Here is a 23,331-nt window from a genome sequence, read left to right as displayed (position 1 = left end):
GATAGTTGGATATCCTAGTAATGCCGCGGAGGCGCGCGCAAGGGGGTGCCCGCCTGGGTCAACGCCGCAGCGCGCGCAGCACCGCGTCGGTGCGGGTGATCGGCTTGCCGTCGGGGTCGTCACCGGGGCGCACCCGGGTCTCGGCGACGACGACATGCCACTGGGCCGGATCCAGGGCGTCGAGCAGTTCCTCGACCCGGAAGAACGCCTCCAGCGGAGGCGCCGCGGGGTCATCGGGACGGTCGTCGGGATGATGGCCGACGATCAGCAGCGTGCCGCCGGGTGTCACTGCCGACCCGAGGCGGCGAAAGACCGACGTCCGTTGCGGCACACCGTGAAGGTAGTGGCTGGTCACCAGATCGAAGCGGGCGGCGGGCGGCGTCCAGATACTGAGATCGGCGTGTAACCAATCGATTTGGTCAGCCATGCCCGCGTGGTCGGCGCGCATCCGCGCGTGCTTCAGCGCGGTGGTGGAGAAGTCCGCAGCGGTCACTCGCCAGCCCTTCGTGGCGAGCCAGATCGCATCGGATCCGTTGCCGCAGCCGGCGTCCAGCGCCCGGCCGGGGGGCAGCGCATTGACCTCTGCGCGTAGTTGCGGGTTGGGCTCGCGGCTGTCGGCGATGGCCTGGCGGGTGCGATACACCTGTTGCCACCGCCCGTCCCAGTAGGACTGATCAAGTTCGCTCGTCATACCACCACCTTGCGGCGAAGATCGCGGTATGGCAATGAACCTTGCCGTATTGGCAAGCCCGGTTCAGAGGCCGAGCAACCGGATCGTCTCGGCGCGCATGTCGACCTTGCGCACCTTGCCGGTAATGGTCATCGGGAACTCCTCGACGATGTGCACATAGCGCGGGGTCTTGTAGTGCGCGAGCTTGCCGGCGGTGAATTCGCGCACCGCGGTGGCGTCCAGCGGCTCAGCACCCGAGCGCATCTTGATCCAGGCGCAGATCTCTTCGCCGTAGTTGGCGTCGGGTACGCCGATCACCTGGACGTCCTCGATGTCGGGGTGCGAGTGCAGGAAGTCCTCGATCTCCCGGGGATATACGTTCTCACCGCCGCGGATCACCATGTCCTTGATGCGCCCGACGATCTGGCAGTAGCCGTCATCGCGCATCACGGCGAGATCGCCGGTGTGCATCCAGTCGTCCTCGTCGATGGCCTCTCGCGTCTTGGCCTCATCACACCAGTAGCCGGTCATCACCGAGTAGCCGCGGGTGCAGAACTCGCCCGGCGCACCGCGGTTGAGCGTTGTTCCGGTGTCAGGATCGACGACCTTGATCTCGACGTGCGGGTGCACACGTCCGACGGTGGCGGTGCGCCGGTCCAGATCGTCATCGATCTGGGTCTGGCAGGACACCGGAGAGGTCTCGGTCATGCCGTAGGCGATCCCCACCTCCGCCAGGTGCAACTCGTTGATGCAGCGCTTCATGAGCTCCGCCGGGCAGGTGGCGCCCGCCATGATTCCCGTTCGCAGCGACGACACATCGCGTCGCGCCAGGTCCGGGTGGGCCAACATCGCCACGAACATGGTCGGTACCCCGTAGACCGCGGTGCAGCGTTCGGCCTCGATGGCCGCCAACGTCGCCGCGGGGTCGAAGCCGGGGGCCGGGATCACCATGGTGGCGCCGTGGGCGGTGACGCCCAGGTTGCCCATCACCATGCCGAAACAGTGGTAGAAGGGTACCGGGATGCACAGCCGATCGTTCTCGCGAAGGTTGATCAGCTCGGTGACGAAGAAGCCGTTGTTCAGGATATTGCGATGTGACAGAACCGCGCCCTTCGGGGAACCTGTTGTGCCCGAAGTGTATTGGATGTTGATGGGCTCCGACGGCGTCAGCGCGTTCATCCGGGCGCACAGTTCGTCGACCGCAACGCTGTCGGCACGCCGTCGCAGCTGTTGCCAGTCCTCGGTGCCGACGAACACCACCTCGGTCAGGTCGGCCGCCTTGGGGCGCACCTCGGCGACCATGGCGCGGTAATCGGAGGACTTGAACTCCGTGACAGCCACCAGCATCCGGATTCCCGAGTGCCGCAGCACATATTCGAGCTCATGGGTGCGGTAGGCCGGGTTGACCGTCACCAGGATCGCACCGATTTTCGCGGTCGCGTACTGCAGGATCACCCACTCCGCACAGTTGGGCGACCAGATGCCGACCCGGTCACCCTTCTCGACACCGCTGGCCATCAGACCTCTTGCGATGACGTCGATTTCGGCATTGAGTTCGGTGTAGGTCCAGCGTCGACCCGAAGTCACGTCGACGAGTGCCTCGACGTCGGGATACACCGAGGCCGTACGCTCGAAATTGGCCCCGATGGTTTCCTCGAGCAGGGGCACGTCGGTCGGTCCCGCGGCGTATGCCAGCGGCGCTGCGTAGGTCTCACGCAGCACGTCCTTGCGGACCGTGCCCGTGTCGTTACGGGGCAACTCGTCGGCCAGCGCGATACGCCGGGGCCGTTTGTATGCGGCCAGGTGCGCCCGGCAATGTGACTCGATGTCGGCTACGGTCGGCGGGTCGTTGGGATCGCGCGGCACGATCACCGCCATCGGCGTCTCACCCCATTCCGGATCCGGTACACCGATCACCGCCACCTCGGCGACCTTAGGTGCGGTCGCCACGACGTTCTCCACCTCGATGCTGGAGATGTTCTGCCCGCCCGAGATGATCATGTCCTTCTTCCGTTCCCCCACATCGACGTATCCATCCTCGTCCCGCCGCGCCAGCTCACCGGAGTGGAACCATCCGCCGCGGAAAGCCCCGGCGGTCTGGGCGGGGTTTGTTCCAGTACTCTCTCACCACCAGGGGGCCCAGGTACACGCTCTCGCCGTCGACGATGGTGCGGATCGTTGCGTTTGCATCGAAACCGCCCGACGGTGGGATCACGACCGGGCCCCCGGTCAGATACGTCGGCGACATCCCCGGGAGGGTCCTCGCCGGCACCTGCGATGACGTCCTCGAAGTCCCCACCGGCGACGAGCCGAAAGTTCACCGGCACCGCGATCGCCCCCAGAGGCAGTGCAGCGAACCAACTTTCGATGATCTCGATGCGGTTGCGCACCGGCACCGCGACCCGGTCGCTGCGGCCGAGGCCACGTGCCTGGTGACGACGTCGCTGAGCGTGACACGCGTGGGCGGCGTGCCGGTCATCGATGCCTCCTGCTGGACGCTCGGCTACAAACCGACACGGTCGGCGAGCAGCGCACGGTGGTAGGTACTGCTGCCGAACATCGCCTGCGTGGTCTTGGCCCGGCGGAAGTACAGGTGGATGTCGTGCTCCCAGGTGAACGCAATTCCGCCGTGCACCTGCATCGCCGCACCGGCACACAGCGCGAAGGTGTCGGCGGCCTGGGCCTTGACCAACGGCGCGGTGATCGCCAACTGCTCGGGGTCGGTGGCGCTCATCGCGGCGAACATGACGGCGACCCGGGTGGCGTCGATCTCGATCATCATCTCGGCGCACGCGTGCTTGACCGCCTGGAACGAACCGATCGGCCGGCCGAATTGCACTCTGTTGCGGGCGTAGTCGACCGACAGTCCCAGGCATGCTTCGGCTCCGCCGAGGCTCTCGGCAGCCAACAGCACGCGTGCCACGTCAAGAACCCGTTCCCAGCCGTCGGACGACGCCAGCGCCTCGGCGCGAACCTGCCTCAGCGTGATCCGGGCGACCGGGCGGGTGGTGTCGAACGACGGCAGGGGCACCACGCAGACCCCGGCGGCCTCTGCCGCCACGACGTACCACCGAAGCGCGCCGTCGGTCTCCGCCGGTATCAAGTACAGGTGGGCGACGTGTCCGTGCAACACCGGCGAGCATTCGCCGGACAACACGGTGCGACCGCCGACGTCGTGGGCGCGCACGCCGGTGTCGGCGCCGCCTGGACCTGTGGTTCCCAGCGCCGCGATCTGTTCCCCGCTCAGCAACCCCGGCAGCAGCCGGCGCCGCTGTTCGTCGTCACCCATCCGCAGCAGGGCTTCGGTGACGAAGACGTTGCCCGCCAACGGAACCGGTGCCAGCGCCCGGCCCAGCTCTTCGAACGCGATGGCGGCATCGCTCAGGGTGCCTGCCGCCCCGCCGTGCTCGGAGCTGACGTGCACTCCGGGCAGCTCCATTTCGCTGCACAGCCGCCGCCACAGGTGCTCGTCGTACCCATCCGCAGCCGATACCTCCCGCGCCCGGCTCAGCGGCGCGGCCTCACACAGCAGGCCACGCAGCGAGTTACGGAAGTCAAGCTGTTCGGTGCTGTAACGGAAATCCATGTCAGCGCGGCTCCTTGGGAAGGCCCAACAGTTGCTCCCCGATCACGTTGCGCTGAATCTGTGAGCTGCCCGCGTATATGGTCGCGGCCCGGGCATACAGCAGCTCGTCCATCCAGCAGCTGGGCGAATTCGGGGTGCCCGCTATCGGAACGATCAGCGCGGCACCGTTTCCCGCTCCCTGCGGGCTGAGCGCATCGAGTCCGAGGATCTCGACGGCGAGTTCGGTGTAACGCTGGAAGTACTCGCTCCAGATGACCTTGTGGATCGCAGCGTCGGCGCCGGGACGCTCACCGCGTAACAGCGCCGTCAGGCCTCGGTACCCTTGATAGCGCAGGATGTGCACGCGTGAGTAGCACCACGCCAGCTCGTTTCGGACAGCCGGATCGGTGTGGCGGCCCCGCTGTCGGGCGAGCGCTGTCAGGCGCTTCAGGTCGCGGCCGAATTCCACTGCGGCGGTGGTGATCTGCGATCCCCGCTCGAAACCGAGCAGCGTCATCGCGGTAGACCACCCGCCGCCGACTCCGCCGAGCACGTCGGCGGCGCGGGCACGGGCATCGGTGAAGAACACCTCGCTGAACGAGGTGTGGCCGGCCGCGTTGACGATCGGGCGCACCACAACGCCGGGTTGGTCGATCGGCACCAGAAGCATCGACAGGCCGCGGTGCCTGGCCGCGGCCGGATCGGTGCGGGCAAGCACGAAGATCCAGTTCGCCGTCGGTCCGGCCGAGGTCCAGATCTTCTGCCCGTTGATCAGCCACCCGTCGTCAGCCAGGACGGCCCTGGTCCGGACCGACGCCAGATCAGAACCGGCGTCGGGTTCGGAGAAGCCCTGGCACCAGCGGTCCTCGCCGGACAGGATGCGGGGCAAGAAATGGCTCTTCTGGCTCTCGGTGCCCACCACGATCAGCGTGTTGCCCAGCAGATCGATGCCGGCCAGATCGTTCTCCGAGCGCGCGGGCGCGCCGGCCGACGCGAACTCCTCTGCCAGCACCAGTTGCTCGATCGCCGAAAGCCCACCACCGCCGTACTCCTTGGGCCAGGACACCGCGACGAGGCCGCGGTCGGCGAGGACCTTGCGCCACCGTATGCCGAGCTGTTCGCGCTCCTCGGGTGGCAGCGCACCGGCACCGTCCCATTGGCTGGGTAGGTGTTCGGCCAGAAACGCCCGAACCTGATCGCGAAAGGCGATCGCCTCGGGTGGATAGTCGACGTCCACTTCTCGTCCCCAGTCAGGGCCGGCGCTTGGCCGCGGGCAGGATCTCCGGTGTCAGCCGCCAATCCTCGAGGCCGTGCTCAACGGTGCCGATGCCCAACGGGTTACCCGTCACGTCGGCCCAATGGGCGTGGTTGAGCTGATGCAGCGAGAAGCAGGCGTCGAGCGCGACGCCGAACCCCATGGCATCGACGGTCTGGTTCACCGACTCCTTGATCAGCAGCGCGGTCAGCGTCGGCAGCTTGGCGATCCGGCGGGCGAATTCCACTGTGGCATTGGGCAGGTCGTCGCCGGCGAACACCTTGCTCACCATGCCGAGGGCATGTGCGTCGTCGGCGCTCAAGGCGTCTCCGGTGAGCAATAGTTCCTTGGCCTTGCGGGGGCCGAACTCCCACGGGTGCCCGAAGTACTCCACGCCGCACATGCCAAGGCGAGTGCCGACGACGTCGGCGAAGATCGTGTCGTCGGCGGCGACGATCAAGTCGCAGCACCATGCGAGCATCAGGCCTGCCGACAGGACCATCCCGCGCACCTCGGCGATCGTGATCTTGCGCAGGTTCCGCCAGCGTTTGGTGTTCTGGAAGAAGTAGTGCCATTCCTGGCGATGGCGAGTCTGCACGCCCCCGAAAGTTCCGCCGTTGCAGTGATACGTCGGATGCTGGCCGGGACCCGACGACCGCTCGCGGATGTCGGCGGCCGAACCCAGGTCGTGGCCCGCCGAGAAGCATGGTCCCGCGCCGCGCAGGACCACGACCCGCACGCCGTCGTCCTCCTCGGCGAGTTCGAAGGCCGCGCCGAGTTCGACAAGTAGCCCGCGGTTCTGGGCGTTGCGTTGTTTTGGGCGATCGAGGGTGATCACGGCGATTCGGCCGTCATCGAGCAGTTCGTAATCGAGGTAGTCGAAATGCTGCACGAAGTGCTCCCTTCGGGTCGTCACAGCTCGGCGCGCGGTGACGCTGCTGAGCTGCAGGTTACGCCGCGCAAAACCAAAATGTCCATAGTCAGTACGGCGATAGTGAAATTTTCGACATCACAAATCACCAAGACAGTCGCCTACTTGCGCTCAATGAAGTATCTTGCTAGTACTGTGATGCACATCGCAGCGAGCCGTCGGGCGGGCGGGGCCACTACCGAGAGGGTTGAAGATGGAACTGGGACTTTTCCTGATGCCGGCGCACCCGCCGGAACGCAGTCTGTATGACGCGACCCAGTGGGATCTCGAACTGATCCAACTCGCCGACGAACTGGGCTACGTCGAGGCGTGGGTGGGCGAGCACTTCACCGTGCCCTGGGAGCCGATCTGCGCACCGGATCTGCTGCTGGCTCAGGCGCTGCTGCGGACGAAGTCGATCAAGCTCGCGCCCGGCGCCCATCTGCTTCCGTACCATCATCCGGTGGAGTTGGCGCACCGCGTGGCCTATTTCGACCACCTGGCCCAAGGACGCTTCATGCTCGGGGTGGGTGCCAGCGGAATCCCCGGTGACTGGGCGCTGTTCGACGTCGACGGGCAGAACGGCGAACACCGCGAGATGACCCGGGAAGCACTCGAGATCATGCTCAAGGTATGGACCGAGGACGAGCCGTGGGAGTTCCGCGGAAAGTACTGGAACGCCAACGGGATTGCGCCGATGTTTGACGGGCTGATGAAACGTCACATCAAACCGTTCCAGTCTCCGCATCCGCCGATCGGGGTGACCGGCTTCAGCGCGGGTTCCGAGACGCTCAAGCTGGCGGGCGAACGGGGTTACCTGCCGATGAGCCTCGACCTCAACACCGACTACGTCGCAACCCATTGGGACGCTGTGCTCGAGGGCGCCGCGCGCAGCGGTCGCACACCCGACCGCAGGGACTGGCGGCTGGTACGCGAGGTCGTCGTCGCCGAAACCGACGAGCAGGCGTTCCGGTACGCCGTCGACGGCATCATCGGCCGGAACATGCGCGAGTATGTGCTGCCGACCTTCCGCATGTTCGGCATGACCAAGTACTACAAACACAATCCGGCGGTGCCCGACGACGACGTGACACCGGAATACCTGGCGGAGAAGACCTTTGTGGTGGGGTCCGTCGAGACGGTGGTCGACAAGCTGGAAGCAACCTATGACCAGGTCGGCGGGTTCGGGCACCTGTTGATCCTGGGCTTCGACTACAGCGACAACCCCGGGCCGTGGAAGGAGTCCATGCGACTGCTTGCCCAAGAGGTCTTGCCCAGGCTCAATGCGCGCCTCGCCGAGAAACCCGCGATCGCATTCGTCTAGCGCTCAATCGAAAGGCATTCCGATGACGGCGCACGAGATCACCGTTCGGTATTCGGACGGTGTGCACAAGACGATGTCCGCGACGCCGGACCAGACGATCCTGGAGTCGGCCGAGGAAAACGGCATCGCGATCGTCAACGAGTGCCAGGCCGGGATCTGTGGCACCTGCGTGGCGACGTGCCGCTCGGGTGAGTACGAGATGGGGCGTACCGAAGGGCTTTCCGACGTCGAGCGGGAGGCGCGAAAGGTTCTGACCTGCCAGACGTTCGTCAACTCCGACTGCCTGATCGAACTGCAGTATCCGATGGACGGCAATGCGGCCAGCCTGGTGACCGGGTATGCGACCGTGAGCCAGGTGCGACTGGTCTCAGCGACCACCGCGCTTCTGCGGCTGGACGTTTCGGGTATGGCTCCACTGACGTTCAAGGCCGGTCAGTTCGCGCAGCTGCAGGTCCCCGGCAGCAGCGCTTGGCGCAACTACTCCTACGCGCATCCGGCCGGCGGGCGCGACGAACTCGAGTTCATCATCCGGTTGCTTCCCAGCGGTGTCATGTCGGACTACCTGCGGGACCGCGCGCAGCCGGGCGATCGAATCGCGTTGCGGGGCAGCAAGGGCACCTTTTATCTGCGGCCGCTGCAGCGGCCGGTGGTGCTGGTCGCCGGTGGCACCGGGTTGTCGGCGATCCTGGCGATGGCGCACAGCCTGCCGCCCGATACCGGACAACCCGTCCACCTGTTGTACGGGGTGACCGACGTCGCCGATCTGTGCAAGCTCGACGAACTCGACTGGCTGCAGCGGCGGATCCCCGCGCTACACGTGCACACCGTCGTGGCGCACCCGGACGCCAGTTGGTCCGGGCCGGTGGGGTTGGTGACGGACCTGCTGGATGAAGCCATCCTCGGCGGCGGTGACGCCGACGTCTACCTGTGCGGGCCCGCGGGAATGGTCGAGGCGGCCCGCAACTGGTTGGATCACCGCAATATTCAGCGGGTCGGCCTGTATTACGAGAAGTTCGTGCCCAGCGGCGCCGCACGGCGGCGCACCCCGCTACGCATGGACCACGCCGACGTCGACGTCGCCGACGTACAGCACCGCGGTCGCGGCACCGCCGTAGTCGTCGGCGGCAGCATCGCAGGCATCACCACTGCCAAGATGCTGACCGAGTTCTTCGAGCGGGTGATCGTGCTGGAAAAAGACGACCCGCACCGCCGCCGCGAGGGGCGCCCGGGCGCTGCGCAGGGTTGGCACCTGCACCATCTGCTCACCGCGGGACGCATCGAGTTGGAGCGCATCTTCCCGGGCATCATCGACGACATGGTGCGCGAAGGCGCATTCGACGTCGACATGGCCGCCGAGTACCGCATCCGCCTGGGCGGCGCATGGAAGAAGCCGGGAACCGGCGACATCCAGATCGTCTGCGCCGGTCGTCCGCTACTGGAGTGGTGCGTGCGCCGCCGGTTGGACGACGAACCGCGCGTCGAGTTCCATTACGAGGCAGAGGTCGCCGACCTGGTCTACGACAGCGACGCCAACACCGTGATCGGCGTCGCGGTGGAGCGCAACGGTGAACTGGACGTCGTACCCGCCGAATTCGTCGTGGACGCCTCGGGTAAGAACACCCGTGTTCCGGAGTTCCTCGACCGGGTGGGGATCGGGGCACCCGAGGTCGAACAAGACATCATCAACTGCTTCTATTCGACCATGCACCACCGGGTTCCCCCGGAGCGCCAGTGGCGCGACAAGGTGATGATGATCTGCTACGCCTACCGGCCTTACGAGGACACCTACGCGGCCCAGTACTACACCGACAGCTCACGCACGATCCTGTCCACCACCCTGGTCGCCTACAACTGCTATTCGCCACCGCGGACCGCCGAGGAGTTCCGCCGCTTCGCTGACCTGATGCCCTCACCGGTGGTCGGGGAGAACATCGACGGGCTCGAGCCGGCGTCCACGATCTACAACTTCCGCTACCCGAACATGATGAGGCTGCGTTACGAGAAGAAACGTAACCTGCCGCGCGGACTGTTGGCGGTGGGAGACGCCTACACCAGCGCCGACCCGGTGTCGGGGCTCGGAATGACCCTGGCGCTCAAAGAAGTCCGGGAAATGCAGACGCTGCTGGGCAAACACGGTCCCGGTGGCCGCGAGCTGCCACAACGGTACTACCGGCGCATCGCGAAGCTGGCCGACACGGCCTGGTTCGTGATCAGGGAACAGAACCTCCGGTTCGACTGGGTCAAGGACGTCGACAAGAAACGCCCGTTCTACTTCCGCGCGCTGACCTGGTACATGGACCGGGTGATGGAGCTGGTCCACGACGACCCCGGCACCTATAGCGAATTCCTGGCGGTCGTCCACCTGGTCAAGCCGCCGGCGGCGCTGATGTCGCCGAGGGTCGCCGCGCGGGTACTGGGCAAGTGGGCGCGCACCAGGCTTTCGGGGCAGCAGACGCTGATCGCCCGCAACTACCAGAACCGCACCGTCCCCCCGCCCGACCACCTGGACCAATCCGAGGAACCGACAGCCGGTTTCGCCGCAAGCCACACCCGCTAACGAAGGGGACCCCATGTCGTCGCAAAAGTCGCAGATGGAGCCCACGCACCGGTTGCTCGACTGCCGCGGAACCCGCATCCACGCCGTGGAACAAGGTGAGGGGCCGCTGGTGATCCTGGTGCACGGCTTCCCCGAGTCCTGGTACTCCTGGCGCCATCAGATTCCGGTCCTGGCCGGCGCGGGCTATCGCGTGGTGGCGATCGACCAGCGCGGCTACGGACGCTCGTCGAAGTACCGGGTGCAAAAGGCCTATCGCATCAAGGAATTGGTCGGCGACATCGTCGGGGTCGTCGACGCCTACGGGGAGAAGCAAGCGGTGGTGATCGGTCACGACTGGGGCGCGCCGGTGGCGTGGACGTCGGCCTGGCTGCACCCGGACCGGTTCCGCGGGGTCGTCGGCATCAGCGTGCCGTTCGCGCGACGCGGGGTGATCGGCCTTCCCGGCAGCCCATTTGGTGAACGCAGGCCCAAGGACTACCACCTCGAGTTGGCCGGCCCCGGCAAGCTCTGGTACCAGGACTACTTCTCCGAACAAGACGCCATCATCGCCGAGATCGAAGAGGATCTCCGTGGCTGGCTGCTCGGGCTGACCTACACCGTGTCGGGTCAGGGCATGATCGCGGCCACCCAGGCGGCGGTGGCCGCCGGCGTCGACCTGGGCTCGATGGACCCCGTCGAGGTGATCCGCTCCGGTCCGCTGTGCCTGCCCAAAGGTGCGCGGCTCAAGGACGCGTTCATCTACCCGGAGGCGATGCCGGACTGGTTCACCGACGCCGATCTCGACTTCTATGCCGCGGAGTTCGAACGCTCCGGGTTCGGCGGGCCGCTGAGCTTCTACCACAACATCGACAACGACTGGTGTGACCTCGCCGAGCAGGACGGTACGCCGCTCACCCCGCCCGCGCTGTTCATCGGCGGCGAGCACGACGTCGGAACGACATGGGGCGCCGAGGCGGTCGAACGCGCGCACGAGGTGATGCCCAACTACTGCGGCACCCACATGATCGCCGATGTCGGGCACTGGATCCAACAGGAGCAGCCCAAGGAGACCAACCGGTTGCTGCTCGACTTCCTGGCGGGACTGGGCTAGTGGAACAGCCGGATTTCACCGGAGGACATGCGCGAAACGGCAGGAGCAGATATGAAGACGACCGACACCAGGGTCCGGCGCGCGATCGCTGCGGTGGGCGCCGGGCGGCCCGTCGTCATCACGACGGGGCCGCAGAACAACCACGAGGGATATCTCGCGTTCGCCGCCGAAGCTGCCACGCCGCAGTTGCTCGCCTTCACGGTTCGGCATACCTCGGGATATGTCAGGGTCGGGCTGAGGAGCGCTGAGTGCGAGCGGCTCGACCTGCCGCCGATCTGTCACCGCGGCGACGCGGGCGGTGATGCGGGTGCTCATCGGGTCGCTGTCGACTGGCGCGGTACCGGCACGGGGATATCGGCCACCGACAGGTCGGCGACCATCGCGGCGTTGGCGACGAAAAGCTCCCAGCCGTCGGACTTTCGCAGACCCGGCCACGTGGTCACGGTCGAGGTCGGCACGGCGGGCGTGTTGGGCCGGCCGGGTCCTGCCGAGGCGGCGCTCGACCTCACCCGTCTCGCAGGTCGGCGCGAGGCCGCGGGGTTCTGCGACATCGTGTCGCACCACCGGCCCAGCGCGATGGCTCGAGGCGGCGAACTGCTCGAATTCGCGTTGGAGCATGCATTGGCCGTGGTTTCCGTCGCGGAGCTGGTCAGCTACCGGCGCCGCATCGAACCCCAGGTCGTGCGAATGGCCGAGACCGTGCTGCCGAACCGGGGCAGTGGGTTTCGGGCCATCGGGTTCCGCGACGCCCACGGCGGCGGTGAGCACCTGGCCCTCGTCATCGGTGACGTCGGGGCCGGCGTTCCGGTGCCGCTGCACGTGCATGTCGAGTGCCTGACGTCGGATGTGTTCGGGTCGACCGCCTGCCGATGCGGTGCTGAGCTGGACAGCGCGCTGAGCGACATGAGGGCGGGGGCCGGCGGGGTCGTGATCTACCTGCGCCCGCCAGGCCCGATGCGTGCCTGCGGCCTGACACAGACCGAAGAAGTTGACTCAGAACAGGTTTCGCAGACAGTCGCATGGATCTTGCGGGATCTCGGCGTCTACACGGTCCGGCTGACCGATGACGCACCGGGCTTCGGCCTGGTGATTTTCGGGGCGATTCGCGAGCGCGGCCTACGGGTCGCGGGGTGAGATGACAGGGTAGCGACACGACCCGAGGGAATTCGATGACACATCCAGACCTTGCAGGCAAAGCCGCGATCGTGACGGGCGCCGGCGCCGGCATCGGCTTGGCCATCGCAGAGCGGCTTGCCGCCGAGGGTTGTCGGGTGCTGTGCGCCGACATCGACGGTGGCGCCGCCGAGGCCGCCGCGACGAAGATCGGCCGCGGCGCCGTCGCGTACCGCGTCGACGTCAGCGACGAGCAGCAGGTGATCGGAATGGTCGACGCCTGTACGGCAGCGTTCGGCGGCATCGACAAGTTGGTCGCCAACGCCGGTGTGGTGCATTTCGCGTCCGTACTCGACACCACGGTCGAGGATTTCGATCGTGTGGTGCGGATCAACTTGCGTGGCGCCTGGTTGTGCACCAAACACGCCGGGCCGAAGATGATCGAGCGAGGTGGCGGCGCCATCGTCAACATGTCGTCGCTGGCGGGGCAGGTGGCCGCCGGCGGCACCGCCGCCTACGGCATGTCGAAAGCGGGAATCATCCATCTGAGTCGCATCACCGCGGCTGAATTACGTTCGGCCGGTGTGCGATCCAACGCGGTGCTGCCGGCGTTCGTCGACACCCCGATGCAGCGCACCGCGATGACGACATTCGACGGGGTGCTCGGTGACGGCGGGGCGGACACCATGATCGGCCGGTTGCAGGGCCGGATGGCCGGACCCGAGGAGATGGCCGGTGTGGTCGCGTTCCTGCTGTCCGACGACGCGTCGATGGTCAACGGCACCGCGCAGTACGCCGACGGCGGCACTGCCGCCGCGTTGTGGTGAGGCTTCAGCGCCTGCTGGTCAGAATGGCCAAGGCAAGGGCGGTGATCTCTTCGGCCACACCGGAATAGCCGGTGAGATGCCAGGTGCGGGCGACGTCGTCGACGAAGCTGTCGGCCGCAGCCACCAGCAGGCGCGCCTGAGCAGTGGTGGTTTCGGGTTCGAGCTTGCCGATGAGTTCGGTCCACACCGCCTCGCGGTCGGCCTGGCTCCTGAGGTAACCGTCGCGCACCTCTTGGGAGGCATGGGCCAGTTCGGTGATCGACACCGACACCAGATCTGGATCATCCAGGCTGATCCGCACCCGCCCGGCGACCAGCCGGCGCAGCATCGCGGCCTCGTCTCCGCCGGCCCGCAAGGCGCGGACGTATTCGAGGGTGGACCAATCGTCCAGCCGGCGGATCAAGGTGTCCAGAATCGCCTGCTTCGACGAGAACGACCGGTACAAACCCGGACCCGCGATGCCGACCGATTTTCCGATCTCGCTGGTGCTGACGGCCGGATAACCCTGTGAGCGGAACAACCGCGCCCCGGCGGCCAGAAGCGTCTCGTGTCTGGAGAACAATGCACGTTCGGACTGGGGCGGCGGCTTGGCCGGGGTCAGCTCGCTCACCGGCGCTGTCCGTGCCGCCGCCATACATGCTTGGTAGAGCAGGTCTTTGAGCTCGTCGCGCGGTAGCGAAAGGGAATGGCGGCCGAGGCTGGTCAAGGTGCTCGACACGGCCCAGGCGCGCAGCTCGGACTGTTGCGGGTTTAGCTCCGGCATCTCCAGCCGCACACCGGCGTGCATGCCCCCGACGATCGCGTTGATCCGGCTGCGCACCTGCGCACGGTCGACATCGTTGAGGTAGCGCGCCTCACGTTGCCACAACACCGTGAGCGCCCTGGTGGCGACGGCGGCGGCGATCAGGTCCGGTAGTTCGTCGCGAAGCGGTTGATCCGTCGACTCCGAATCCCTGCCGAGGACGCTCTGGTACTCCTCCTGCGCGGTGATGATCGCCGCGGCGAGCAGCGCCTGTTTGTTCTCGTAGTGCCGGTATAAAGCGCGGGCCGTGACGCCGGCCGCTTCGGCGATCTCCTCCAACCGGACGGAGTGAAAGCCCCGTTCGGTGAAGAGTCGGACCGCCTGGTGCAGGATCTGCTTTTTGCGATCCTTCGGCCGGCGTTTGACGGTGCCGACGACGGGTCCCATATCCGTGCGGCTCCTTCCTCGCTTACCAGCCGACCCCGCAGGCCGAGCCCGAGACCATAGTACTATCAAGTGACTTATAGGGTGACAATTGGCTTTGTTGCACGGAATTCAATTTCCCGGCCAATGACAGACGAGTATCGATAGTAGACATAATGCGTAGATGCCCAGCGCGTGAAATCGATTCGGTGACGCCTGTTGCACCGGCTTGGGGAAAGTGGGCCGGGTCAGCCGACTTCGGGGACGCTGGCCAGACGCACGTACGCCGACGCGGCCTCGGCGCGGTTGGTCGCGTGTAGTTTCCGCAGCACCCGCTTGACGTGGGATTTGACCGTGCCCGCCGAGATCACGAGTTCATCGGCGATCTGCTGGTTGGTGCGACCGGCCGCCATCAGCCGGAGCACCTCGATCTCCCGGCGGGTGAGCATCGTCATCACCCTGGTCTGCACCTCGGCCAACGACTCCGCGGCGGGGCTGCGTTCCAGCGGCTCGATCTTGCGCAGGTCCAGGTCGGCGTCCTGCAGCGCCCGGGCCGCCTGGTCCGCCGAGGCCAGCGCGTTGCGCACCTCGGCGTGCTGACGGCGCATTCGTTCCATCAGCACCGTGCGCTCGTAGGCATACCCGAACCCCTCCGCGAATGCCCAGACCGTGTCGCGGTCGATCTCGTCGACACGGCGGCCCGAGTACAACCGGTCGGCATGTAGGAAGCCGATCACCTTGCCCGTCGGCATCACCGGCGCCGCGACATAGGAATGCGTCATCGAGAAGTCGACGATCGGCCTGTTGACGCGGGGGTCGTTGCGGGCGTCGCGCACAATCGCCGGTGCGTGACGGCGGATCATCTCTGTCTCCAACAGCATGTGGTCCAGCGGCGGCGCCACGGACTGGGCGAAGGCGACCATTTTCTCGGCGCCATCGCGATCGTCGCCGAAGTACGCCGATTCCATGAACATTCGGCCCTCGTGTACGCGGAAGAGCACGGCGCGATCGAATCCGCACGACTCCACCAGCTCACGAGGTGCGCGGTCCACGATCGTCGCGACGTCATCGACAACCCGCAGCTTGCTCAGGGCCTCCTGGACCTGTAACAGCGCGAAAGTGCGCCGCCGTGCGCCGTCCTCGATCAACTCCCGTTCGAGTGAACAGAAGTCGAGCACTGACTCCAGCGCGCTGATCGCCTCTTCGTCGCCGGCCGCCTCCAACGCGTTCCGCACCTCGGTGGCCTTGGTGTCGATCGCTTCGGACACCACAGACATCGGATCGTCGGTGGGGTCGACACCCCAGTCCCGGAAAACCTCTCGGTAGCGGCGGGCAGCCTCGCTTTCCCCGGCCGGACGCGACGCCCAGCCGGGATGGCCCGCCAATGTCTCGCCCGACTCGGGGTCGGGTGCATCGCCGGCGATGATCATGATGTCTACTGTGCTCCGACCGCGTGTCCATTGCGGTCAGATCCGCGAATTGCCCTCGTACGGGGGTAGGAGTGCTCCCCAACGGGGGATCGCTTTGCTGTCGTGGTTGTCACAGGCTGATGGCCATGTCATCGACCACCGTTTCAGCGCTCGAAATGCTCACCACACCGCAGGGCATCGCCAACCCGTATCCGCTGTACGACCAGCTGCGCGCCTCATCGCCGGTGGCGGGCTACCGTGACTGGCCCCCGGGAACCGTGCCGGGAGCCGACGAACCCGTCATCGCGTGGGCGTTGTTCCGGTACGACCAGGTACTCGCGGCTGCGCGCGACAGTGCCACGTTCTCGTCGCGCGACCCGCTGCAAGAGGCTTCTTCTGCGCCCAGCCTGATGCTGGTCAACACGGACCCACCCAAACACGAGGTGGAACGAAAGTTGGTCTCACAAGCGTTCTCTCCGCGTCGGGTGAGGCGGCTGGAACCCTGGCTGGGCGAGTTGGTTCCCCGACTGCTCGATGATCTCGGCGACGGCGAAGTGGATGTGATGACATTCGCTGCCGAGATTCCCACCAGGGCCATGGTGCGGCTGTTGGGCCTACCCGAAGGCGACCACGTCCGCTTCAAGAAATGGGCCAACGCGTTCATGCTGAGCTCGTCGCTGACGCCGCAGGAGCGCATGGCCAGCAACGAGGAAATGGTTGCGACCTTCGCCGCTCGACTTGCCGAGCACACCTCCCGGGTCGCGCAACAGACGACGAGCGAGGATATCGAGGACGCCGAAGACCTGATATCGGCGTTGTTGCGGGCCGAGGTCGACGGCCAACGGCTCACCCCTGAAGAGATCGTCCGCTTTTGTGTGACCCTGGTGGTCGCGGGCAGTGAGACTACGACGTTCTTGATCGGCAACCTGTTGCACGCGCTGGCGCGCGAACCCGAGATCGCCGCGCGAATCCGAGCCGATCGGGCGCTGCTGACGGTGTTCATCGAAGAGACGATGCGGCTCGACGGACCCCCGCAGCGTCTGTTCCGGATCGCCACCCGCGATGTGGAGGTGGGGGGCAAGCTGATCCGTGCCGGTGAGTGGGTGGCGCTGTTCTTCGGCTCGGCCAACCGCGATCCCGCGGTGTTCCCCCACCCGGCACGGCTCGACATCGATCGGCCGAACCTGAGCAAGCAACTCTCCCTTGGTTCTGGGTTGCATTTCTGTCTGGGGTCATCACTGGCCCGACTGGAGGTGAGCGCGATGCTCAACGCGGTACTTGACCGTTATCAGCACATCTCGTTGAGCGACGACCCCGGCACCAAGCAGACCGCCAGCCTGCTCACGCACGCGTATGTCCGGCTACCCCTGCAGCTGTCATGACCACCGTCGGCGCAGAAGCACGCAACATCGAAGCGACGAAGGCGATCTATGCCGCCGTGCCCGCGGGTGACCTGAACACCGCACTGCAGTACATGGATCCGGATGTGCGGATCACGTATTACGGCACCGAGGTGATCCCATACGCCGGTGACTACCACGGCATCGCCGAGGCCGTGACGTTCTTCACCACGGTTGGCCAAAACATCGAAATCACCGAGATGGAACCGTGGAAGTTCATCGCACAGGGAGACGACCTCGCGGTGTGGGGCCGGCAACGGTTCCGCAGGCTTGACACCGGCTACCAGTGGCAGTCGGAATTCGCGCACATCATCACGCTCCGTGACGGGCGGTGGCTGCATTTCCGCGACTTCATGAACTCCGCCCTGACCCAGGAGGCGTTCAGCCGATGAGGGTCGTCGCCGACCGTGACGTCTGCATGTCCGCGGGAATGTGTGTGATGACCGCCGACGGATTCTTCGATCAGGACGACAGCGGGGTGGTCCTGATCGCGTCGGAGGAGGTGCCCGACGAGATGCGGGCGCGGGTGCGGCTTGCCGTCGGGCTGTGCCCGTCGGGCGCACTCCAGACACTGCCATAATCCCGGGATGCACGATATCAACAAGATACTTGAGCAGAGAAAAACACTGCTGAAGAGAATATTAGCGATGGGTTGTAGCGCATAAAAGCGTATTGACTATGGACATAATCCTGACAGGACGCGTACTCTCGCCAGTGTCACCCGTCCACATCGACCTGTCCGGAGGGAGGTGCGAGACGCCATGTTGACGGCCGCGCAGACGGCAACTAAGCCGGTACGTGCGATCGGCAGCGTGTTCGCGATGTCTCTGGACACCTTCGTCCTGATGTTCAAGCGGCCGTTCGCCTGGCGCGAGTACGTCATCCAAACCTGGTTCGTCGCACGGGTTTCGGTGCTACCGGCGCTGATGTTGACGATGCCGTACTCGGTGCTGCTCGTGTTCACCTTCAATATCCTGCTCAATGAGTTTGGCGCAACGGACTTCTCGGGGACCGGCGCGGCCATCGGCACGGTGAACCAGATCGGGCCGATCGTGACGGTGCTGGTGGTCTCAGGAGCCGGCGCGACCGCGATGTGCGCCGATCTGGGCGCCCGCACGATTCGCGACGAACTCGATGCGCTTCGCGTCATGGGGATCAACCCGATTCAGGCCTTGGTGGTGCCCCGTGTGCTCGCCGCGACAACGGTGGCCCTGGCGTTGGCGGCGTCGGTGATCATCGTCGGTCTCGCCGGCGCGTTCGTCTTCTGCGTCTACATCCAGCACGTGTCGGCTGGCGCGTTCATCTCCGGCCTGACCCTGCTGACCGGGGCCGGCGATGTCATCGTGTCGCTGGCCAAGGCAACGCTTTTCGGCCTGGCTGCGGGGCTGATCGCCTGCTACAAAGGCATCTACGTCGACGGCGGTCCTGCCGGAGTGGGCAACGCGGTCAACGAGACAGTGGTCTTCACCTTCATGGTGTTGTTCGCGATCAACGTCATCGTCACCGCGGTCGGAATCCAGTTCACGGTGTCGTGAGGTGACACCATGAGCGTCGGAGTACCCAGCAGGCCCTTCGGACGGCTGGTGCACCTGGCCGACGGATTCGTCGCCGGTTGGAACCGCATCGGTGGCCAGGCCCGGTTCTACGCCAACACGTTGGCCGCCATCCCCGACGCTGTCGCCCATTACCGCACCGAGTTGCTGCGGTTGATCGCGCAGATGGGGCTGGGCAGCGGCGCGCTGGCGGTCGTCGGCGGCACCGTCGCGATCGTCGGCTTTCTGACGATGACGACGGGTGCCCTCGTTGCGGTGCAGGGCTACAACCAGTTGGCATCGGTGGGTTTCGAGGCGCTGACCGGGTTCGCCTCGGCGTTCTTCAACGTCCGGCTGATCGTGCCGGGCACGACGTCCGTGGCGTTGTCGGCCACCATCGGCGCGGGCGCCACCGCCCAATTGGGCGCCATGCGGATCAACGAGGAGATCGACGCGCTCGAAGTCATCGGGATCCGCAGCGTCACCTACCTTGCCGCCACGCGTGTGCTGGCCGGGGTGGTGGTGGTGATCCCGCTGTACTGCGTGGCGGTCATGATGGCATTTCTTGCCGCCCGGTTCGGCACCACCGTGATCTACGGCCAGGGCTCAGGCGTGTACGACCACTACTTCGGCACGTTCCTCAACCCGACGGATCTCATCTGGTCCTTCTTCCAATGCGTGGCAATGACAGTCGTCATCATGCTCGTGCACACCTACTACGGCTTCACCGCGTCGGGTGGACCTGCAGGCGTCGGTGAGGCGGTGGGCCGCGCGGTGCGCACCTCGATGGTCGTCGCCGCCGTCGAAATCGTGATGATCTCACTGGCCGTCTACGGCCAGTCGGGCAATTTTAACCTGGCGGGTTGACATGGGGCCGCGCAAAGGCGAAGCCCGCCTGCACAACGGATGGTGGACCGCGATCCTGCTCGCGGTGATTGCCGGTTTTATTCTGCTCACCGCCAGCGTCTACAATGGCACGTTCCACTCCTATGTGCCAGTCACTTTGACCTCGGACCGGTCCGGGCTGGTGATGGAGACCGGGGCCAAGGTGAAGCTGCGGGGCGTCGAGGTCGGCCGGGTCCGCAACATCAGCGGCGGGAACGGCCGCGCCACCCTGGAGCTGGCCATCGAGCCCAACCAAATCGAGTTCATCCCGGCCAACGTGCAGGCGCAGATCCAGGCCACCACCGCGTTCGGTGCGAAGTTCGTCGACCTGGTGTACCCACCGGATCCCAGCCCGACGCCGCTGGCCGCCGGCGCGACGCTGCAGTCGGCGAACGTCAGCGCCGAGGTCAACACCATCTTCGAGAACCTGTCCGACCTTTTGCAGATGATCGACCCGTCGAAGCTCAACGCGGTGCTCACCGCCGTCGCCGACGGTGTGCGCGGTCAGGGTGAACGGATGGGGCAGGCCACCACGGACCTGAACGTCGTGCTCACCGCGCTCAACGAGCGCAACGAAACGATCCGTCAGGACTGGCGCTCCTTCAGGGACTTCAACGACACGTACGCCGCGGCCGCCTCTGACATTCTGACCATCCTCGACGGGGCCAGTACCACCAGCAAGACAGTGGTCGATCAAGCGTCAGATCTGGATGCCCTGCTGCTGAACACCATTGGGTTGGCGACGGCTGGAACCGAGCTGCTGGCCTCCAGCAAGGACAGCCTGGTGGGTCTGGTCAGCACCCTCGCGCCCACCACCGGGCTGCTGAACAAGTACAGCCCGGTGTACACCTGCTGGTTACAGGGCGCGACGTGGTTCCTCGACAACGGCGGGTACGACGTGTGGGGCGGGGCCAACGGTCGCTCGATCCAACTCGATGTCGGCCTCTTGTTCGGAAACGACCCCTACATGTACCCGGACAACCTGCCCGTCATCGCCGCAAAAGGCGGCCCGGGTGGGAAGCCCGGCTGTGGGTCGCTGCCGGACGCCACCAAGAACTTCCCGGTGCGCCAGCTCATCACCAACACCGGATGGGGGACGGGCGTGGACATCCGACCGAATCCCGGCATCGGCCATCCGTGTTGGGCCAACTACTTTCCGGTGACCCGCGCGAACCCCGAGCCGCCAAGCATCAGACAGTGCCTGCCCGGACCCGCGCCGGGCCCCATCCCGTACCCGGGGGCGCCGCCCTACGGGGCAGCTCTGTACGGACCCGGCGGGGTGCCGCTGTGGCCAGGAATACCACCGGGCCGCTGACCCGATACACGAGATCAGGAGACCAGCCGTGAAGGACGACTTCAAAGGTGCCGCGTGGCGCCTGACGATCTTCCTGACGGTGTGCGCGTTCGGAACCTTCGCGTTGCTCACGGTGTTCGCGGAGTTGCGGTTCGGCGACGGCAAAAGCTACTTCGCCGAGTTCACCAACGTGTCCGGTCTGAAGGACGACGACATGGTGCGCATCGCCGGGGTGGAAGTCGGCACGATCAAAAGCATTTCGTTCAACCGCGACTCGACCGTGCGCGTGGAGTTCGGCATCGACGACACGGTGGTCCTCACCGAGGGTACCCGTGCGGCCGTGCGCTACGACAACGTGATCGGCGGCCGCTATCTGGCCATCGAGGAGGGTGCCGGGGGACTTCGCACCCTGCAACCCGGCGGGACGATCCCGGCCGCGCGCACCCAACCCGCCCTCGATCTGGACTCCGTCATCGGTGGCTTCCGCCCGCTGTTCCGGGCCCTTGATCCCGGCCAGGTGAATACGCTGAGCGAACAGCTGATCTCGGCACTGCAGGGCCAGGGCGCCACCATCGGGTCGTTCCTGCAACAGGCGGCGGTGGTGACCAACACCCTGGCCGACCGTGACGCGCTGATCGGTCAGGTCATCGACAACCTCAACGTCGTGCTCGGATCCCTTGGCAGCCAGACCGAACGCCTCGACACGGCGGTGACGTCGTTGTCAGATTTGGTGACCGGCCTCGCCGAACGCCGTGAAGACATCTCAACGGCGCTGGCGTACACCGACGCCGCTGCCGGCTCGGTCGCCGACCTACTGGCGCGGTCACGACAACCGTTCTCGAAGGTGGTCCGGGAAACCGACCGCGCCGCCGCTATCGCGGCCGCCGATCACGACTATCTGGACACGTTGTTCGACACCCTGCCGGAACGGTATCGGGCGCTGGGTCGACAGGGCATCAGCGGCGATTTCTTCAGCTTCTATCTGTGCGAGATCGTGCTGAAACTCAACGGAAAAGGCGGTCAGCCGGTGTACGTGAAGATTGCCGATCAGGTCTCGGGGCGGTGCGCACCGAAATGAGGTCTTTCACCGAGCGCAGCTCGCTGGCGATCGGAGCCGTCGGCGTCGTCGTCGTGTCCACAGTCGTCATCGGCGCGCTGCAGTACCAGAACCTTCCGGTGGTCAACCAGGCCAAGACCTACTCCGCCCAGTTCGCCGATGCGGGCGGGTTGCTCACCGGTGCCACGGTGGAGGTTTCCGGATACCCGGCCGGCCGGGTGTCGTCCATCGAACTCGACGGAGCCACCGTGCTGGTGCGCTTCAGCGTCGACAAGAACATCCGGATGGGGGAGGCCTCCGAGGCGGCTATCAAGACGAAAAGCCTGCTGGGCACGAAAATGCTTGCGGTGCTCCCCCAGGGCGAAGGCGAGCTGGACGCGCCCATCCCGATGAACCGGACCACGTCGCCCTACCAACTGCCCGACGCGCTCGGCGACCTCGCCGACACGATCAGCGGGCTGGACACCGACCAACTGTCGGAATCGTTGTCGACGCTGTCAGACACCTTCGCCGACACCCCCGATGAGCTTCGCGACGCCGTGCACGGTGTGGCGCGGTTCGCCCAGACCCTCAACACGCGTGACGCGCAGCTACGCGACCTGCTCGACAACGCCGCCAAGGCGACGGGCGTGCTGGCCCACCGCAGCGATCAGATCGCCGGCCTGGTATCGGCCACCAACGCGCTGCTGGCGCAGCTGCGCACCCAGAGCGATGCGGTCAACCAGATCTGGACCAGCATCTCTTCGGCGGCAAGGCAATTGAAGGGGTTCATTGCCGAGAACCGCCAGCAACTGCGGCCGGCACTGGACAAGCTCAACGGCGTCATGACGATCATCGACGACCGCAAGGAGCGGCTGCAGGAAGCGGTCAAACTTCTCAACAAATACGCGATGTCGCTGGGCGAGTCCCTGTCGTCCGGGCCGTTCTTCAAAGCCTATGTGGTCAACTTGTTGCCCGGGCAGTTCGTGCAACCGTTTGTCGACGCCGCGTTCTCCGACCTCGGCCTGGACCCCAACGTGCTGGCACCGTCACAGCTGACAGATCCGCAGACCGGCCAGCCCGGCACACCGGCACTGCCGGTGCCCTATCCGCGGACCGGCCAGGGCGGCGCACCCCATCTGACGCTGCCCGACGCGATTACCGGCAACCCTGCAGACCCCCGTTACCCGTACCGCGAACCCCCGCCCGCGCCGGCCCCCGGCGGCTCTCCGCCCGGCCCGCCCGCGCTGTCGGGCACCGCCACACCGGGACCGGGGCAGCCGTGACGGGCCCGCGGTG

The 23,331-nt window shown here is 66.0% G+C and carries 20 protein-coding genes; 13 read left to right on the top strand and 7 right to left on the bottom strand.

Annotation, left to right across the window (positions count from 1 at the left end):
* Positions 1-58: 58 nt before the first annotated feature.
* From K3U96_RS20845 to K3U96_RS20825, 5 genes are all read right to left on the bottom strand, one after another.
* Positions 59-691 (bottom strand): class I SAM-dependent methyltransferase, encoded by a 633-nt coding sequence (locus K3U96_RS20845; protein WP_069408140.1) that lies wholly within the window; start codon positions 689-691, stop codon positions 59-61.
* A gap of 63 nt (positions 692-754) precedes the next feature.
* Positions 755-2,692, bottom strand: coding sequence for an AMP-binding protein (locus K3U96_RS20840; protein WP_230982225.1), 1,938 nt, complete (start codon positions 2,690-2,692; stop codon positions 755-757).
* A gap of 481 nt (positions 2,693-3,173) precedes the next feature.
* Positions 3,174-4,256, bottom strand: a complete 1,083-nt coding sequence (locus tag K3U96_RS20835) for an acyl-CoA dehydrogenase family protein (RefSeq protein WP_069406852.1) — start codon at positions 4,254-4,256, stop codon at positions 3,174-3,176.
* A gap of 1 nt (position 4,257) precedes the next feature.
* On the bottom strand, positions 4,258-5,472 hold the full coding sequence (locus tag K3U96_RS20830) for an acyl-CoA dehydrogenase (protein ID WP_220690953.1): 1,215 nt from the start codon (positions 5,470-5,472) through the stop codon (positions 4,258-4,260).
* 13 nt (positions 5,473-5,485) lie between these two features.
* Positions 5,486-6,406: an enoyl-CoA hydratase gene (locus tag K3U96_RS20825; protein ID WP_372515009.1), complete on the bottom strand. Its 921-nt coding sequence runs from the start codon at positions 6,404-6,406 to the stop codon at positions 5,486-5,488.
* 208 nt (positions 6,407-6,614) lie between these two features.
* Here K3U96_RS20825 and K3U96_RS20820 point away from each other — a divergent pair, with 208 nt between their 5' ends.
* From K3U96_RS20820 to K3U96_RS20800, 5 genes are read left to right on the top strand one after another with little or no spacing between them, the layout of a single operon-like run.
* On the top strand, positions 6,615-7,724 hold the full coding sequence (locus K3U96_RS20820) for an LLM class flavin-dependent oxidoreductase (RefSeq protein ID WP_069406855.1): 1,110 nt from the start codon (positions 6,615-6,617) through the stop codon (positions 7,722-7,724).
* 22 nt (positions 7,725-7,746) lie between these two features.
* Entirely contained in the window at positions 7,747-10,281 is a 2,535-nt protein-coding gene (locus K3U96_RS20815; RefSeq protein ID WP_069406856.1) for a 2Fe-2S iron-sulfur cluster-binding protein, read from the top strand.
* 34 nt (positions 10,282-10,315) lie between these two features.
* Complete coding sequence (locus tag K3U96_RS20810; protein WP_069406863.1) at positions 10,316-11,371, top strand: alpha/beta fold hydrolase; 1,056 nt, start codon at positions 10,316-10,318, stop codon at positions 11,369-11,371.
* 51 nt (positions 11,372-11,422) lie between these two features.
* Positions 11,423-12,505, top strand: a complete 1,083-nt coding sequence (locus tag K3U96_RS20805) for a 3,4-dihydroxy-2-butanone-4-phosphate synthase (protein ID WP_220690952.1) — start codon at positions 11,423-11,425, stop codon at positions 12,503-12,505.
* Between the two features lie 35 nt (positions 12,506-12,540).
* A complete protein-coding gene (locus tag K3U96_RS20800) occupies positions 12,541-13,311 on the top strand; it encodes an SDR family oxidoreductase (RefSeq protein WP_069406858.1) in 771 nt (256 codons plus the stop codon).
* Between the two features lie 4 nt (positions 13,312-13,315).
* On the opposite strand, the gene K3U96_RS20795 is transcribed toward K3U96_RS20800, so the two are convergent.
* Entirely contained in the window at positions 13,316-14,500 is a 1,185-nt protein-coding gene (locus tag K3U96_RS20795) for a TetR/AcrR family transcriptional regulator (protein ID WP_069406859.1), read from the bottom strand.
* 224 nt (positions 14,501-14,724) lie between these two features.
* The gene (locus K3U96_RS20790; protein WP_069406860.1) at positions 14,725-15,906 is read right to left on the bottom strand and encodes a LuxR C-terminal-related transcriptional regulator; all 1,182 of its coding nucleotides are present in this window, start codon (positions 15,904-15,906) and stop codon (positions 14,725-14,727) included.
* 125 nt (positions 15,907-16,031) lie between these two features.
* On the opposite strand from K3U96_RS20790, the gene K3U96_RS20785 reads away from it, so the two are divergent.
* The 8 genes from K3U96_RS20785 (at position 16,032) to K3U96_RS20750 (ending at position 23,318) form a co-directional block, all read left to right on the top strand.
* On the top strand, positions 16,032-17,267 hold the full coding sequence (locus K3U96_RS20785; protein ID WP_069406864.1) for a cytochrome P450: 1,236 nt from the start codon (positions 16,032-16,034) through the stop codon (positions 17,265-17,267).
* Positions 17,264-17,677: a nuclear transport factor 2 family protein gene (locus tag K3U96_RS20780; protein ID WP_205871091.1), complete on the top strand. Its 414-nt coding sequence runs from the start codon at positions 17,264-17,266 to the stop codon at positions 17,675-17,677. The genes K3U96_RS20785 and K3U96_RS20780 overlap by 4 nt, the downstream gene beginning before the upstream one ends.
* Positions 17,674-17,865 (top strand): ferredoxin, encoded by a 192-nt coding sequence (locus K3U96_RS20775; RefSeq protein ID WP_069406861.1) that lies wholly within the window; start codon positions 17,674-17,676, stop codon positions 17,863-17,865. The genes K3U96_RS20780 and K3U96_RS20775 overlap by 4 nt, the downstream gene beginning before the upstream one ends.
* A gap of 181 nt (positions 17,866-18,046) precedes the next feature.
* Positions 18,047-18,820, top strand: coding sequence for an MlaE family ABC transporter permease (locus K3U96_RS20770; protein ID WP_069406862.1), 774 nt, complete (start codon positions 18,047-18,049; stop codon positions 18,818-18,820).
* A gap of 9 nt (positions 18,821-18,829) precedes the next feature.
* Complete coding sequence (locus K3U96_RS20765; protein ID WP_220690951.1) at positions 18,830-19,684, top strand: ABC transporter permease; 855 nt, start codon at positions 18,830-18,832, stop codon at positions 19,682-19,684.
* 1 nt (position 19,685) lies between these two features.
* Positions 19,686-21,017, top strand: a complete 1,332-nt coding sequence (locus K3U96_RS20760; protein ID WP_069405925.1) for an MCE family protein — start codon at positions 19,686-19,688, stop codon at positions 21,015-21,017.
* A gap of 28 nt (positions 21,018-21,045) precedes the next feature.
* Positions 21,046-22,074: an MCE family protein gene (locus K3U96_RS20755; RefSeq protein WP_069405924.1), complete on the top strand. Its 1,029-nt coding sequence runs from the start codon at positions 21,046-21,048 to the stop codon at positions 22,072-22,074.
* Positions 22,071-23,318, top strand: a complete 1,248-nt coding sequence (locus K3U96_RS20750; RefSeq protein ID WP_069405930.1) for an MCE family protein — start codon at positions 22,071-22,073, stop codon at positions 23,316-23,318. The genes K3U96_RS20755 and K3U96_RS20750 overlap by 4 nt, the downstream gene beginning before the upstream one ends.
* The last annotated feature ends 13 nt before the right edge of the window (positions 23,319-23,331 follow it).

The organism is Mycolicibacterium holsaticum DSM 44478 = JCM 12374 (assembly GCF_019645835.1).
GTDB lineage: Bacteria > Actinomycetota > Actinomycetes > Mycobacteriales > Mycobacteriaceae > Mycobacterium > Mycobacterium holsaticum.
This window is presented reverse-complemented; position numbering and strand designations above follow the sequence as displayed.